Origin of the sequence: Pantoea sp. WMus005 (assembly GCF_013415305.1) — a bacterium.
In the GTDB taxonomy this organism is placed as follows: domain Bacteria; phylum Pseudomonadota; class Gammaproteobacteria; order Enterobacterales; family Enterobacteriaceae; genus Pantoea; species Pantoea rara.
Genome location: NZ_JACBXU010000006.1, coordinates 85,868 through 100,116, shown reverse-complemented (window position 1 = coordinate 100,116; position 14,249 = coordinate 85,868). Strand labels below are relative to the sequence as shown.

Below are 14,249 nucleotides of genomic sequence, written 5' to 3'. Positions count from 1 at the left end.
TTTACGACCCGTTGTTAACAAATTATGTCATTCAGTGCCCGATGCGGCACAGCACTGACGAGCCCTGATTCTGCCTTTTAGACCCATTCAGCGCAAATAAACAGCGGAGCAATTCATGCGGTTCTCTTCCCCAAAAGGCGTAGCCACGCCTGCTGGCGAAGACAATGCGAATAGTTATCTTTTACGCGTTAACATCGGTAAGCATAAAACAACAGTAATCATCTGGGCCGTCTGAAAATCTGCTTGCAGCGCCGATCCGTTAGCGAGGGTTTTTAACAAAATTGAGAAAAAGAATTACTAATGACTAACCTGTTGACCCTGGTCAACTTACAGGCAAAGAGTGCTGCTATTTTGCAAGGCTTCGCAATGGAGCCAATAAAGAAGAACGATAAAATGCAAATGAACAGACGGCGTTTTTTCAAAATCTGTGCTGGCGGGTTGGCGGGCACCAGTGCGACGTTACTTGGTTTTGCCCCCACCACAGCCTTAGCCAGCGTCCGAGAATTCAAACTCATTCGCGCCAGAGAAACCCGTAATAACTGCACCTACTGTTCAGTCGGCTGCGGCATGCTGATTTACAGCCTGGGTGATAGCGCAAAAAATAGCTGCGCCTCGATTTACCATATTGAAGGCGATCCTGACCATCCGGTCAGTCGCGGCTCGCTCTGCCCTAAAGGCGCAGGCGTGCTCGACTTTATTCACAGCGAACAGCGACTGAAGTACCCGGAATACCGCGCGCCAGGTTCTGATAAGTGGCAGCGCATCAGCTGGGATGAGGCCTTTGAGCGCATTGCCCGCCTGATGAAGGAGGATCGCGATGCCCATTTCCAGGCCACCAACGCCGCTGGCGTCACGGTTAACCGCTGGCCCACCACCGCCATGCTCTGCTCCTCTGCCGCCAGTAATGAGACTGGCCTGCTCGATCAGAAATTTGCCCGCGCGCTGGGTATTCTGGCGCTGGAAAACCAGGCTCGCCTGTGTCATGGCCCGACCGTGGCTGCGCTGGCCCCCAGCTTTGGGCGCGGTGCGATGACCAACAACTGGAATGACATCAAAAACGCTAACGTGGTGATGATCATGGGCGGCAACCCCGCCGAGGCGCATCCGGTTGGCTTTAAATGGGTGATTGAAGCTAAAACCCATAACAATGCGCAGGTCATCGTGGTCGATCCGCGCTTTAATCGCTCTGCGGCCGTCGCCGATCTCTACGCGCCACTGCGTGCGGGCAGTGATGTGGTGTTCCTGATGGGGGTGATCAACTATCTGCTGCAACACAATCAGATTCAGCAGGAATATGTTCGCGCCTTCACCAATGCTGCACTGATCGTCAGCGAAGGCTTTAGCTTCAGCGACGGGTTGTTCAGCGGCTACAATGCTGAAACCCGTCAGTACGATCGCCAGAGCTGGCACTATGAGCTGGATGAAAACGGCCATGCGCGACGCGATGAGAGCTTCACTCATCCCCGCTGCGTGCTGAATCTGCTGAAAACCCACGCCAGCCGTTACACCCCGGAAATGGTGACGCGCCTGTGCGGCACGTCGCAGGAGTCCTTTATTGCGGTGTGCGAGCAGCTCGCTTCCACCTGTGTGCCGAATCGCACCGCAACCATCCTCTATGCGCTGGGCTGGACCCACCACACTAACGGCTCCCAGATTATCCGCACGGCAGCAATGATCCAGCTGCTGCTGGGCAATATCGGTATGCCAGGCGGCGGCATCAATGCACTGCGTGGCCACTCTAACGTACAGGGTTATACCGATCTCGGTCTGCTGGCGCAGAGCCTGCCAGGCTATCTTCCTCTGCCCTCCGAGAAGATGACTACACTGGCAACGTATCTGCAGCAGGCCACGCCGGTTTCACCGCTGCCAGGTCAGGTCAACTACTGGCAGAACACCGACAAATTTTTCGTCAGTCTGATGAAGAGTTTCTACGGCGATAACGCCACGGCAGAAAATCAGTGGGGCTACGACTGGCTGCCGAAGTGGGACAAAAGCTACGACTGCATGGCGCAGGCGGAGATGATGGAGCAGGGGGCGCTGAACGGCTGTCTGATTCAGGGTTTCAACCTGCTGGCCGCCTTCCCGGACAAAAACAAAGCGGTCCGGGCACTGTCGCGCCTCAAATTTATGGTGGTGATCGATCCGCTGCGCACGGAAACCGCCAGCTTCTGGCAGCATCACGACGAGTTCAACGACGTCGATCCAGCTAAAATTCAGACCGAAGTGTTTCGCCTGCCCTCTTCCTGCTTCGCGGAAGAGTCAGGCTCGGTGGCGAACTCGTCACGCTGGCTACAGTGGCACTGGGCTGCCGCCGAACCCCCTGCGGAAGCCCTGCACGACGGTAAAATCCTTGGCAATCTGTTCATGCGTCTGCGCGCGCTTTATCGCGACGAAGGCGGTGCAACGCCTGAGCCGCTGATGGCGATGCGCTGGGACTATCGCGATCCGTCTAATCCTGAGCCGGAAGAGGTCGCGCAGGAGAACAACGGCCAGGCGCTGACCGACATTTACGACGCCAGCGGCAAGCTGCTGCTGAAAAAAGGCCAGCAGCTCAACGGCTTCTCAGAGCTGCGTAACGACGGCACCACCGCCAGTGCCTGCTGGATCTACAGCGGCAGCTGGACGCCGGAAGGCAACCAGATGGCACGACGTGACAACGCCGACCCATCGGGGTTGGGCGCGGTCTCCGGCTGGGCCTGGGCCTGGCCCGCTAACCGCCGCATTCTCTACAATCGCGCCTCCGCTGATGCGCAGGGTAAAGCATGGGATCCGAATCGCCGGCTGATTGAGTGGGATGGCACACGCTGGCACGGCATCGACGTACCGGATTATCCGGTAACGCTGTCGCCGCAGCAGCAGGCCGGTCCGTTTATCATGCAGCCTGATGGCCTCGGCCACCTGTTTGCGCTCGATAAGATGGCAGATGGCCCCTTCCCGGAACATTACGAACCGATGGAAAGCCCGCTCGCTGACAACCCTCTGCATCCGCATCAGCGCCATAGCCCGGTCGTTCGCCTGTTCAGCAGCGACGCTGCGCAAATGGGCGAGGCCGCTGATTATCCCTGCGTCGCCACCACCTATTCCATCACCGAACTGTTCCGCCACTGGACCAAGCATGCCCTGCTGAACGCGATTGCGCAGCCGGAGCAGTTTGTTGAAATCGGCACAGAACTGGCAGAGGAGAAAGGCATTCAGGCCGGAGACAGCGTCAAAGTCTCGTCGCGCCGTGGCTATATCAAAGCCAAAGCGGTGGTAACACGTCGTCTGCCACGTCTGATGATAGATGGCAAGCCGGTCGATACCGTGGGCATTCCCTGTCACTGGGGCTTTGAGGGCACCACGCGTAAAGGCTTCCTCGCCAATACGCTGACGCCTTCAGTTGGCGATGCCAACTCGCAGACCCCGGAGTACAAGGGATTTTTAGTGAAAGTGGAAAAAGCGTAACGGTAGATGACAATGGCTTATCAATCACAAGATATTATCCGTCGCTCAGCGACCAACGGCTTTACCCCACCGCCGCAGGCGCGCGATCATCAGCGCGAAGTGGCGAAACTTATCGACGTCACCACCTGTATCGGCTGCAAAGGCTGCCAGGTCGCCTGCTCCGAGTGGAACGACATCCGCGATGAAGTCGGCCACAACATCGGGGTCTATGACAATCCTGTCGATCTGACCGCCAAATCCTGGACGGTGATGCGCTTTTCGGAAGTTGAAGAGAACGGCAAGCTGGCCTGGCTGATTCGCAAAGATGGCTGTATGCACTGCGCCGATCCTGGCTGCCTGAAAGCCTGCCCGTCGGCTGGCGCTATCATTCAGTACGCCAACGGCATCGTCGATTTCCAGTCTGAGCAGTGCATCGGCTGCGGCTACTGCATTGCGGGTTGCCCGTTCAACGTGCCACGGCTCAACAAAGAGGATAATCGCGCCTATAAATGCACCTTGTGTGTGGATCGCGTCAGCGTCGGCCAGGAACCCGCCTGTGTGAAGACCTGTCCGACCGGTGCCATTCATTTCGGCAGCAAAAGCGACATGCTGACGCTGGCGGAGGAACGCGTGGCAGAGCTGAAGTCACGTGGGTTTGCGCAGGCTGGCCTCTACAACCCGGAAGGCGTGGGCGGCACCCATGTGATGTATGTGCTGCATCATGCTGACAAGCCTCAGCTCTATCACGGCCTGCCTGCTAATCCGTGCATCAGTCCGACCGTGACCTTCTGGAAGGGGATCTGGAAACCGCTGGCAGCGGTGGGTTTTGCCGCGACGTTCGCCGCCTCGATCTTCCACTATGTTGGCGTTGGCCCGAATCGCGTCACTGAAGCGCACGACGAGAACGACGATCAGCCTGAGGAGCACCAATAATGAAAAAGCCCGATCACCTGGTGCGTTACCGCGCACCTGAACGCATCAATCACTGGATCGTCGCGATTTGCTTTGTCATGGCCGCATTAAGCGGATTAGGGTTTTTCTTTCCGTCATTCAACTGGCTGATGCAGATATTTGGCACGCCACAGCTGGCGCGTATTCTGCATCCGTTTGTCGGTGTGGTGATGTTTGCCGCTTTTATGCTGATGTTTTTGCGTTACTGGAAACATAACCTGATCACTCGCGATGACCTTTACTGGGCCAGAAATATTCACCGGATTGCGATGAATGAAGAGGTGGGAGATACCGGTAAATATAACTTTGGTCAGAAGTGTGTGTTCTGGGCTGCTATCATCAGCTTAGTATTGCTGCTTGCCAGTGGCATTGTCATCTGGCGACCTTACTTTGCTGATGCCTTTGCCATTCCGCTGATTCGTCTGGCGCTGATTGTGCATTCGGTGTCAGCGGTGGCGCTGATCATCGTCATTATGGTGCATATTTATGCTGCATTGTGGGTCAAAGGCACACTGACCGCGATGGTAGAAGGCTGGGTCAGCTCTGAATGGGCCAGACAGCATCATCCTCGCTGGTATCGTGAGCAGCGTAATCCGCCAATAAAACAGGAAAAACGCCCCTGATGAGTATTCGCATAATCCCGCAGGACCAGCTGGAGAAAGGCGAAAAGACTACGGCGGAGATGATTCCGCCGTTACTTTTTCCACGGCTGAAAAATTTATACAGTCGTCGTGCCGCGCGACTGCGCGACCTGGCGGCGAAAAATCCACTCGGCGATTATCTGCGCTTTGCGGCGGTGATCGCTGAAGCGCAGGAGATTGTGCTGTATGACCATCCCCTGCACATCGACCTGCATGCCCGACTGACGCAGAGCGCCAGCGAGGGCAAGCCGCCACTGAATATTCATACCCTGCCGCGTGATCCGCACTGGCAACGGCTGCTGCACTCGCTGATTGCCGAGCTGAAGCCGGAGATGAGCGGACAGGCGCTGGCGGTGCTGGAGAATCTGGAGAAGGCATCCGCCACCGAGCTGGAGACGCTGGCCAGCGCGCTTTTTACCGGCGAGTATGCGCTGGTCAGCAGCGACAAAGCGCCCTTTATCTGGGCAGCACTTTCGCTCTACTGGGCGCAGATGGCGGCCCTGATCCCGGGCAAAGCACGCGCCGAGATGGGCGATCAGCGTCAGTTCTGTCCGGTCTGCGCCAGCATGCCGGTCGCCAGCGTGGTGCATATGGGCAGCCATGAAGGCGCGCGCTATCTGCACTGCAATCTGTGCGAAAGTGAATGGCATGTGGTGCGCAGCAAATGTACCCAGTGCGAACAGTCCCGTGATCTGCACTACTGGTCGCTCGACAGCGAAAAGGCGGCGGTCAAGGCGGAGAGCTGTGGCGACTGCGGCACCTACCTGAAGATGCTCTATCAGGAGAAAGATCCGGCTATTGAACCGGTGGCCGATGACCTGGCGTCGCTGATACTGGATGCCAGAATGGAGCAGGAAGGCTTCGCGCGCAGCAGTCTCAATCCTTTTATGTTTCCTGGCGAATAGTCACTGAATCCGGAGAACCCGATGAAACTGATTGGCAGCTATACCAGCCCGTTTGTGCGTAAGATTTCGATTATCATGCTGGAAAAAGGCATTACATTTGAATTCGTTAACGCATCGCCTTACAGCGATGACAGCCACGTGCCGCACTACAATCCGCTGGGCAAAGTTCCGGCGCTGGTTGCTGACGATAAGCAAATCTGGTTCGACTCCAGCATCATCGCCGGGTTTCTGGAACTGCGCGGCGAGGAGCCCGCTCTGTTGCCTGCCGATCCGCTTGAGTCGCTTAATATCCGTCAGCTGGAGAAGCTGGCGGATGGCGTTAGCGATGCCGCGCTGGTGATCGTGCGCGAGCAGATGCGACCGGGTGACCAACAGTCGGAAGAAGTGTTGCTGCGCAATCGTGAAAAGATTCAGCGCAGCCTCGATATGCTGGAAGCCGTGGCCGCTGAGGGAAAATGGCTTAACAACGGCCAGCTCAATCTGGCGGATATCGCCGCCGGCTGCATGATTGGCTACCTCAATTTCCGCCGCGTGGTCCCTAACTGGTGTGTCGAACGTCCGGCGCTGGTGAAGCTGGCGGAAACGCTGTTTGCGCGCGAGAGTTTTGCGCGCACGACGCCGCCTGCGGCGTGATTGAGTTCTGAGCCAGCCCCCTTAAGAGGGACAATGGTGTCTGGCTGGATAACCGGGCAATCGACTATCAGGACGGGGAAGATGTTCATTCGCCTGCGGCGCATTCTGCTGTTGCAGCACGCGCTCGCGCGACGGCCACCATGGCGAGAAGACGTTCTGGCGGATGCCAGAGCGATAAACAAATCCTTTTCATGAAAATTCCATTTCACTAATTATAACGCGGTGTAACGTTCGGCGAATTATCCATCCGGAAAGGGGAAAAACAAGAAGGTTGGCTATTTTTCGGGCGGTTTCTTAACCCCCCGGTTTTACGAAAAAGCGTCCGTGTACTCAGGCTATCCCGGCCCAAAAAATTCCATAAAAAAAGGGACGATTGCTCGTCCCTTTTCCGCACAGCGAATAGCATTACTGCAGCAGCGAGATATCCGCGACCTGCAGGAACAGCTCACGCAGTTTTGACAGCAGCGTCAGGCGATTAACCCGCACCGCCTGATCGTCGGCGTTAACCATCACTTTATCGAAGAAGTTGTCTACCGCAGTACGCAGTTGCGCCAGTTCGACCAGCGCATCCTGATAGCGGCCTTCAGCGAAGTAAGGCTGCAGCTTGCTGCTCAGCGCGGTGACAAACGTCGCCAGCTGGATCTCTTCGTTCTCTTTCAGCAGTGACGCCTGCACGCTCTCATTCAGCGTTTCAGTCGATTTCGCCAGAATGTTAGAGACGCGCTTGTTCGCCGCCGCCAGTGCTGCAGCGGCCTCCAGGGAACGGAAATGCGACACCGCTTTCATACGTGCATCAAAGTCAGCCGGACGGGTCGGACGACGCGCCAGGACTGCCTGCAGCGTATCGATGCTGTGACCCTCTTCCTGATACCAGGCGCGGAAGCGACCCAGCATAAAGTCGATCACATCATCCACCACGCGGGCGTTGCTCAGCTTGCTGCCATACAGGCGCACCGCTTCTTCGGTCAGGGTTTGCAGATCGAGCGGCAGGTTCTTCTCAACAATGATACGCAGCACGCCCAGCGCCGCACGACGCAGTGCGAACGGATCTTTGTCGCCTTTTGGATGCTGACCAATGCCGAAAATCCCGGCCAGCGTATCCATTTTATCAGCAATCGCCAGCGCACAGGCGACCGGGCTGGACGGCAGCTCGTCACCGGCAAAGCGCGGCTGATACTGCTCGTTCAGCGCAACCGCCACATCTTCGGCTTCGCCGTCGTGACGCGCATAGTGCATGCCCATCACGCCCTGCGTGTCGGTGAACTCGAAGACCATGTTGGTCATCAGGTCACACTTCGACAGCAGACCTGCGCGGGTCGCATGATTCACATCGGCGCCAATTTCACCGGCAATCCAGCCCGCCAGGGCCTGAATGCGATCGGTTTTATCACGCAGCGTACCCAGCTCTTTCTGGAACAGGACGGTTTCCAGACGCGGCAGGTGATCTTCCAGACGCTTTTTGCGGTCGGTATTAAAGAAGAACTCCGCATCGGCCAGGCGTGGGCGTACCACTTTCTCGTTGCCGGAGATAATCTGGCGCGGATCGCTGGATTCGATGTTGGTGACGAAAATGAAGTTAGGCATCAGGTTGCCGTCATTGTCATACACCGGGAAATATTTCTGATCGCCTTTCATGGTGTAGACCAGCGCTTCCGCTGGCACTTTGAGGAATTTCTCTTCAAAAGTCGCGGTCAGGACCACCGGCCACTCCACCAGCGACGTCACCTCTTCCAGCAGGCTGTCGCTGATATCGGCGTTACCGCCTAAGCGACGTGCGGCCGCTTCGGCATCAGCTTTAATCATCGCTTTGCGGACCTGATAGTCGGCAATGACCTGGCCGCGTTTTTCCAGCACATCAGGGTACTGATCGGCGTTGTCGAGCGTAATTTCGCTTTCACCCATAAAGCGGTGACCACGAATAACGCGATCTGACTTAATGCCCAGAATGGTGCCAGGAATCAGCTCATCGCCCAGCAGCATCGTCACGGTGTGAACCGGGCGAACGAACTGCACATCGCTGTCGCCCCAGCGCATCAGTTTTGGCACTGGCAGCTTGCTGAGTGCGGTCGCAATCATCGCTGGCAGCAGTGACTGAGCCGCTTCGCCTTTGACCTGGGCGCGATAAACCAGCCATTCGCCTTTATCGGTGGCGAGGCGTTCAGCCTGATCGACAGTAATGCCGTTACCACGCGCCCAGCCTTCAGCAGCTTTAGTGGCGTTGCCGTCAGCGTCAAACGCCGCAGCGAACGCCGGACCGCGCTTCTCCACTTCCCGATCGGGTTGTGAAGCGCTCAGGTTTGCGACTTTCAGCGCCAGACGACGCGGCGCAGCAAACCAGCTGACCTCGCCGTGGTTCAGGTTGGCCGCATCCAGTTCAGCGGTCACCTGCGCGGCAAAGGCTTCTGCCAGGCTGCGCAGGGCTTTTGGTGGCAGCTCTTCGGTGCCGATCTCCACCAGGAAGGTTTGTTCAGTCATGGCTGCCTCTTACTTTTTGTTATTGCACATCGGGAAGCCCATTGCCTCGCGAGAGGCGTAGTAAGCTTCAGCCACGGCTTTGGTCAGGGTACGAATGCGCAGAATATAGCGCTGACGCTCTGTTACCGAGATTGCTTTGCGGGCATCCAGCAGGTTGAAGCTGTGTGCCGCTTTCAGAATGCGTTCGTAGGCGGGCAGTGGCAGCGGTTTTTCCAGCGCCAGCAGATGCTGCGCCTCTTTCTCGTACTGCTCAAAGCAGGTAAAGAGGAAATCGACGTCGGCGTATTCGAAGTTATAGGTGGATTGCTCCACTTCGTTCTGATGGAACACGTCGCCGTAGGTGGTTTTGCCCAGCGGGCCATCGCTCCAGACCAGATCGTAAACGCTGTCGACGCCCTGGATATACATCGCCAGACGCTCCAGACCGTAAGTGATCTCACCGGTTACCGGCTTACACTCCAGGCCGCCAACCTGCTGGAAGTAGGTGAACTGCGTCACTTCCATGCCGTTGAGCCACACTTCCCAGCCGAGTCCCCAGGCACCCAGCGTCGGGTTTTCCCAGTTATCTTCCACGAAGCGAATGTCATGCACCGTCGGATCCATACCCAGCTCTTTCAGCGAGCCAAGGTAGAGCTCCTGAATGTTGTCCGGTGACGGTTTGATGATTACCTGGAACTGGTAATAGTGTTGCAGACGGTTCGGGTTTTCACCGTAGCGGCCATCGGTAGGACGGCGTGATGGCTGCACGTAAGCGGCAGCAATCGGCTCCGGGCCGAGTGCGCGCAGGCAGGTCATCGGGTGTGAAGTGCCAGCGCCCACTTCCATGTCCAGCGGTTGGACAATGGTGCAGCCCTGACGCGCCCAGTAATCCTGCAAGGTCAGGATCAGCCCCTGAAAGGTTTTGGTATCAAACTTTTGCATGTTGAGTGTGCACGCGCTTCGGTTAGATTAAAAAAAGAGGCCGACAGTATACCCTTTGACCGCGCGATGTGCAGCCGTAAATCCCAGGCGGTGCCGGCGCGTTTAAGCGGCGATTCCGGGCGCTGGCATACAGATGGCTCCGAATCCTGCTGGCAGCAGTTGTTGCGCTGGTCGCATTTGACTACCCTCTTGCGCACGGAGCGATGCGCAAGAGGACGCCATGCCGCAAAAGATTTACTGGATCGATAATTTACGTGCGGTTGCCTGCCTGATGGTGATCGTGATTCATACCACCACCTGGTATATCACCGGACCGATGGCGGTGACCGGCGCCACCTGGGATGTGGCGAACCTGCTGAACTCGGCATCACGCGTCTGTGTTCCGCTGTTCTTTATGATCTCCGGCTATCTGTTTTTCGGCGAACGCAGCGCCCAGCCGCGCCATATGCTCCGGCTGGTACTCTGTCTGCTGTTTTACAGCGCGGTCTCGCTGGCCTATATCACCTGGCTGACGCCGATTAGCGAAGGCCGTTCGATCCTCAGGATGCTACAGAAGCCCGTTTTCTATCACCTGTGGTTCTTCTTTGCGCTGATTGGCATCTATCTGATGTCGCCACTGATTCAGGTGAAAACCGTGCAGGCGCGTTACGTGGCGCTGCTGGTGCTGGTGCTGGCGGTGCTCGCCAATCCCAATACGGTCAGCCAGTCGCTGGGCCCGTTTCATTTTCTGCCGGTTAATCTCTATGTCAGCGGCGACAGTATTTACTACCTGCTCTATGCGCTGCTGGGACGGGCGATTGGCACCATGGAGACCAGCCGACGCGGCCTGACACCGCTGGCTGCCGGGCTGTTTATCGCCTGTGTGGTTGGCATTACGTTAGGGACGAAAAAGGCGCTGATCGTCAACGGGGCGTTTAATGACACCTGGTATCTCTACTGCGGACCGCTGGTGTTTATCGCCGCGATCAGCCTGCTGATCGTGTTTAAAAACAGCCTGAACCAGCGCACCCTTCCCGGTTTTACGCTGATTGCACGCTATTCACTGCCCATCTACGGCTTTCATGCGCTGTTCATTCACTATCTGCGCACGCATCATTACGATGATATGTCGCGTCCGTGGCTCGACCTGCCCTGGGTGTTCGGGCTGACGCTGGGCGGCAGCCTGCTGCTGGGAATGGCACTGAAACGTGTCGATACCCGTCACTTTGTCAGCTGATCGGTTTCGCGCTGGCGTGCGCGTCGTAGCTGGCGCGCCGATGAAAACCCCGCCGCCAGCGCCGCTTTTTCGGCAGATTCACCCTGCTGCTGACGCTGGCGCGCCACGCCAACCCGCAGCTGCTCATGATATTCCCGCACGCTGATCCCCAGATGCTGACGAAACAGCCGCGCCAGATGGCGGCTGCTGACATGGGTGCGTCCGGCCAGCTCGATCAGTGTCCAGCCGTGCTCAGGATGGGCAATCATCAGATCCTGTGCGCGGTGAATGGCCGGATGCATGTGATTGCGGTAACGCAGCCAGGGTGAAAGTTGTGGGTCGTCACCGGCGCGGCGGAACCAGACCACCATTTCCCGTGCCACAGCCAGTGCCGTGGGCGTATCACAGAGCTGAGTGATCAGATGCAGTGCCAGATCGATGCCCGCCGTGATGCCCGCGCTGGTCCAGATATTCTCATGCCCGACAAACACCCGGTTCTCCTGCACCCGTGCGCGCGGAGCGGCCGCTTTCAGGCGGGCAATCACATCATGATGAGTGGTGCAGAGTACGTCATCCAGCATGCCCGCCTGCGCAGCCAGCAGCGCGCCCGAACAGACGCAGACCAGCATAAAGGTCTGCGCGCGCAGCGCGGCCTGCTGACGCATCAGCCATTCGCGTGCTTCTGCGGCCTGCGGTGTGGCATAACAGATCTGCGAATCATAAACGCCAGGCACCACCAGAAGGCTCCCGGCGGGCAACTGCTCCGGTAAGGGTTCGATGCTACCAATGGTCATGCCGGTGGAGCAGACCACTTCCGGCTGCGGGCCGATGTAGCGCAGCGTAAAGCGATCGTCCGCCAGCTTCAGCGTCTCGGCCGGGCCGGTGAGATCCAGCGCCATCACGCCCGGCAGGGTTAAAAACCAGACGGTGTATGTCATGCTGGCCCGCGCTACACCAGATCCCAGCCACGGGCGCGCCACAGCGCAGGCAGTTGCGCCATGTCGTCGAAGCGCGTCACCAGCGGATGATCCAGTTCGGGGTTGTGCGGGTCAGCGCAGTAGTAGTAGACCGGGATCCCGGCGGCGATACCGGCGCGGGCGCCCGCTTCGGAGTCATCCACCAGAATGCAGCGCTCAATCGGCACCTGCATCTGTTCCGCCGCGTGGTACATCAGTTCCGGATCAGGCTTCCAGTGCAGAATGTCATAGCCGCTGTAGAGGTGCTCTTCAAACAGCGGCAGCATGCCGGTTAAGCCCAGCGAGTGCTGCATCTTTTTTACCGTCCCGTTTGAGACCACGCACATCGGCACTTTGATTTGCTCAACCAGCGCTTTCGCACCCGGAATGGGCTGCAGCTGCAGATCGAACAGTCGCGCAACTTCTGCGCGGTAGGCGGTTTCCACCTCTTCCATCGGCAGCGACACCTGATGGGCATCGCCCACGTCACGAATGATATCGTAGAGTTTGACGCCCTTATACTTCTCAAACATCTGCTGCAACGAGAGCTCCAGGCCGTAACGGGCAAAGGTGTTGACGTAGGCCTGGGTGCAGAGCAACTCACTGTCCACCAGCGTGCCATCGCAATCAAAAAAGACGCATTCAACTGACATCAGACTCTATCCTTCGATTCAGGGGTGTGCTCCACACTCTACCGCACTCAGCGCAGATTGCGAGACTGGCAATCGGTTGCGAAAAATCATTGTATTGGCCCGGTAAAATCGCCAGGATACGCGCCGATGATTTTTTCTTCTGGATGGATGGCATGAGCAAGCAAGGCGTTTTGCAGCGCATCTTCAGGCTGCAGGAACATGGCACCACGGTGCGCACCGAAGTGATCGCGGGTATCACCACTTTTCTGACGATGGTCTATATCGTCTTCGTCAATCCGCAGATCCTCGGCGTCGCCGGCATGGATACCCAGGCGGTGTTTGTGACCACCTGCCTGATTGCCGCCTTCGGCAGCATTCTGATGGGACTGTTTGCTAATCTGCCGGTGGCGCTGGCACCCGCAATGGGCCTGAATGCCTTCTTCGCCTTTGTGGTGGTCGGGGCGATGGGCTATTCGTGGCAGGTCGGTATGGGCGCAATCTTCTGGGGTGCAGTCGGCCTGTTGATCCTGACGCTGCTGCGGGTTCGCTACTGGATGATTGCCAATATCCCGCTGAGCCTGCGCGTCGGCATCACCGCCGGTATCGGCCTGTTTATTGCCATGATGGGGCTGAAAAATGCCGGCATTATCGTGCCGAATCCCGATACCCTGGTGGCGGTGGGGAATCTGACCTCACACAGTGTGCTGCTGGGCGCACTGGGCTTCTTTATTATCGCCATTCTGGCATCACGTAATATCCACGCGGCGGTGCTTATCTCAATGGTCATCACCACAGCGATTGGCTGGATGCTGGGCGACGTGAAATTTGTCGGCCTGTTTTCTGCGCCACCCTCCATTACGTCTGTCGTGGGTCAGGTCGATATCAAAGGTGCCTTTAACATTGGTATGGCGGGCGTGATCTTCTCCTTTATGCTGGTGAATCTGTTCGACTCCTCCGGCACACTGATCGGCGTCACTGACAAAGCGGGACTGACCGATGAAACCGGCACCTTCCCGCGTATGCAGCAGGCGCTTTATGTCGACAGCATCAGTTCAGTGAGTGGCGCGCTGGCGGGGACGTCATCCGTGACCGCCTATATTGAAAGTACCTCGGGCGTAGCGATTGGCGGCCGAACCGGCCTGATGGCCGTGGTGACCGGCCTGCTGTTCCTGCTGGTGACCTTCCTGTCACCGCTGGCCGCGATGGTGCCATCCTATGCTGCTGCGGGCGCACTGATTTACGTTGGCGTTTTGATGACCGCCAGCCTGTCGCGCGTGCGCTGGGATGATTTAACCGAAGCCGTGCCGGCGTTTGTGACCACTGCCATGATGCCCTTCAGCTTTTCCATCACCGAAGGCATTGCGCTGGGGTTTATCGCTTACTGCGTCATGAAGCTGGGCACCGGCCGCTGGCGTGAAATCAGCCCCTGCGTGGTGATTGTTGCCCTGCTGTTTGTGCTGAAGATTGTCTTTATCGACGCGCACTAAGCGCTTTCAGGGCCGCAACCTCCGGGTTGC

Annotated in this window: 11 protein-coding genes; 7 read left to right on the top strand and 4 right to left on the bottom strand. The window is 57.6% G+C overall.

Annotated elements, in window-relative coordinates:
- Positions 1-393: 393 nt before the first annotated feature.
- From fdnG to HZZ01_RS18715, 5 genes are read left to right on the top strand one after another with little or no spacing between them, the layout of a single operon-like run.
- Positions 394-3,444 (top strand): formate dehydrogenase-N subunit alpha, encoded by a 3,051-nt coding sequence (gene fdnG, locus HZZ01_RS18735; RefSeq protein ID WP_179898962.1) that lies wholly within the window; start codon positions 394-396, stop codon positions 3,442-3,444.
- A gap of 12 nt (positions 3,445-3,456) precedes the next feature.
- Positions 3,457-4,356, top strand: a complete 900-nt coding sequence (gene fdxH, locus HZZ01_RS18730) for a formate dehydrogenase subunit beta (protein WP_179898961.1) — start codon at positions 3,457-3,459, stop codon at positions 4,354-4,356.
- Positions 4,356-4,997, top strand: a complete 642-nt coding sequence (gene fdoI / locus HZZ01_RS18725) for a formate dehydrogenase cytochrome b556 subunit (protein ID WP_179898960.1) — start codon at positions 4,356-4,358, stop codon at positions 4,995-4,997. Before fdxH ends, fdoI begins: the two co-directional genes overlap by 1 nt.
- A complete protein-coding gene (fdhE, locus tag HZZ01_RS18720) occupies positions 4,997-5,920 on the top strand; it encodes a formate dehydrogenase accessory protein FdhE (protein ID WP_179898959.1) in 924 nt (307 codons plus the stop codon). Before fdoI ends, fdhE begins: the two co-directional genes overlap by 1 nt.
- Before the next feature lie 21 nt (positions 5,921-5,941).
- On the top strand, positions 5,942-6,553 hold the full coding sequence (locus tag HZZ01_RS18715) for a glutathione S-transferase (protein WP_179898958.1): 612 nt from the start codon (positions 5,942-5,944) through the stop codon (positions 6,551-6,553).
- Between the two features lie 405 nt (positions 6,554-6,958).
- Here the strand turns inward: HZZ01_RS18715 and glyS are convergent, their stop codons facing one another.
- Together glyS and glyQ are read right to left on the bottom strand one after the other, a co-directional pair.
- On the bottom strand, positions 6,959-9,028 hold the full coding sequence (glyS, locus tag HZZ01_RS18710; protein WP_179898957.1) for a glycine--tRNA ligase subunit beta: 2,070 nt from the start codon (positions 9,026-9,028) through the stop codon (positions 6,959-6,961).
- Between the two features lie 9 nt (positions 9,029-9,037).
- Entirely contained in the window at positions 9,038-9,949 is a 912-nt protein-coding gene (glyQ, locus tag HZZ01_RS18705; protein WP_003849680.1) for a glycine--tRNA ligase subunit alpha, read from the bottom strand.
- 220 nt (positions 9,950-10,169) lie between these two features.
- On the opposite strand from glyQ, the gene HZZ01_RS18700 reads away from it, so the two are divergent.
- Positions 10,170-11,165, top strand: coding sequence for an acyltransferase (locus tag HZZ01_RS18700; protein ID WP_179898956.1), 996 nt, complete (start codon positions 10,170-10,172; stop codon positions 11,163-11,165).
- Here the strand turns inward: HZZ01_RS18700 and HZZ01_RS18695 are convergent.
- Both HZZ01_RS18695 and yieH read right to left on the bottom strand, forming a co-directional pair.
- Positions 11,150-12,082 (bottom strand): GlxA family transcriptional regulator, encoded by a 933-nt coding sequence (locus HZZ01_RS18695; protein ID WP_179898955.1) that lies wholly within the window; start codon positions 12,080-12,082, stop codon positions 11,150-11,152. The genes HZZ01_RS18700 and HZZ01_RS18695 overlap by 16 nt on opposite strands.
- Before the next feature lie 11 nt (positions 12,083-12,093).
- Complete coding sequence (yieH, locus tag HZZ01_RS18690) at positions 12,094-12,753, bottom strand: 6-phosphogluconate phosphatase (protein ID WP_179898954.1); 660 nt, start codon at positions 12,751-12,753, stop codon at positions 12,094-12,096.
- 152 nt (positions 12,754-12,905) lie between these two features.
- Here yieH and HZZ01_RS18685 point away from each other — a divergent pair, with 152 nt between their 5' ends.
- Complete coding sequence (locus HZZ01_RS18685; protein WP_179898953.1) at positions 12,906-14,219, top strand: NCS2 family permease; 1,314 nt, start codon at positions 12,906-12,908, stop codon at positions 14,217-14,219.
- Positions 14,220-14,249 lie beyond the last annotated feature (30 nt).

Coding starts and splice junctions, on each gene's coding strand:
- HZZ01_RS18695 (WP_179898955.1), bottom strand. CDS start 12,082: ATGACATACACCGTCTGGTTTTTAACCCTGCCGGGCGTGATGGCGCTG.
- glyS (WP_179898957.1), bottom strand. CDS start 9,028: ATGACTGAACAAACCTTCCTGGTGGAGATCGGCACCGAAGAGCTGCCA.
- HZZ01_RS18700 (WP_179898956.1), top strand. CDS start 10,170: ATGCCGCAAAAGATTTACTGGATCGATAATTTACGTGCGGTTGCCTGC.
- fdnG (WP_179898962.1), top strand. CDS start 394: ATGCAAATGAACAGACGGCGTTTTTTCAAAATCTGTGCTGGCGGGTTG.
- fdhE (WP_179898959.1), top strand. CDS start 4,997: ATGAGTATTCGCATAATCCCGCAGGACCAGCTGGAGAAAGGCGAAAAG.
- HZZ01_RS18715 (WP_179898958.1), top strand. CDS start 5,942: ATGAAACTGATTGGCAGCTATACCAGCCCGTTTGTGCGTAAGATTTCG.
- fdxH (WP_179898961.1), top strand. CDS start 3,457: ATGGCTTATCAATCACAAGATATTATCCGTCGCTCAGCGACCAACGGC.
- fdoI (WP_179898960.1), top strand. CDS start 4,356: ATGAAAAAGCCCGATCACCTGGTGCGTTACCGCGCACCTGAACGCATC.
- yieH (WP_179898954.1), bottom strand. CDS start 12,753: ATGTCAGTTGAATGCGTCTTTTTTGATTGCGATGGCACGCTGGTGGAC.
- HZZ01_RS18685 (WP_179898953.1), top strand. CDS start 12,906: ATGAGCAAGCAAGGCGTTTTGCAGCGCATCTTCAGGCTGCAGGAACAT.
- glyQ (WP_003849680.1), bottom strand. CDS start 9,949: ATGCAAAAGTTTGATACCAAAACCTTTCAGGGGCTGATCCTGACCTTG.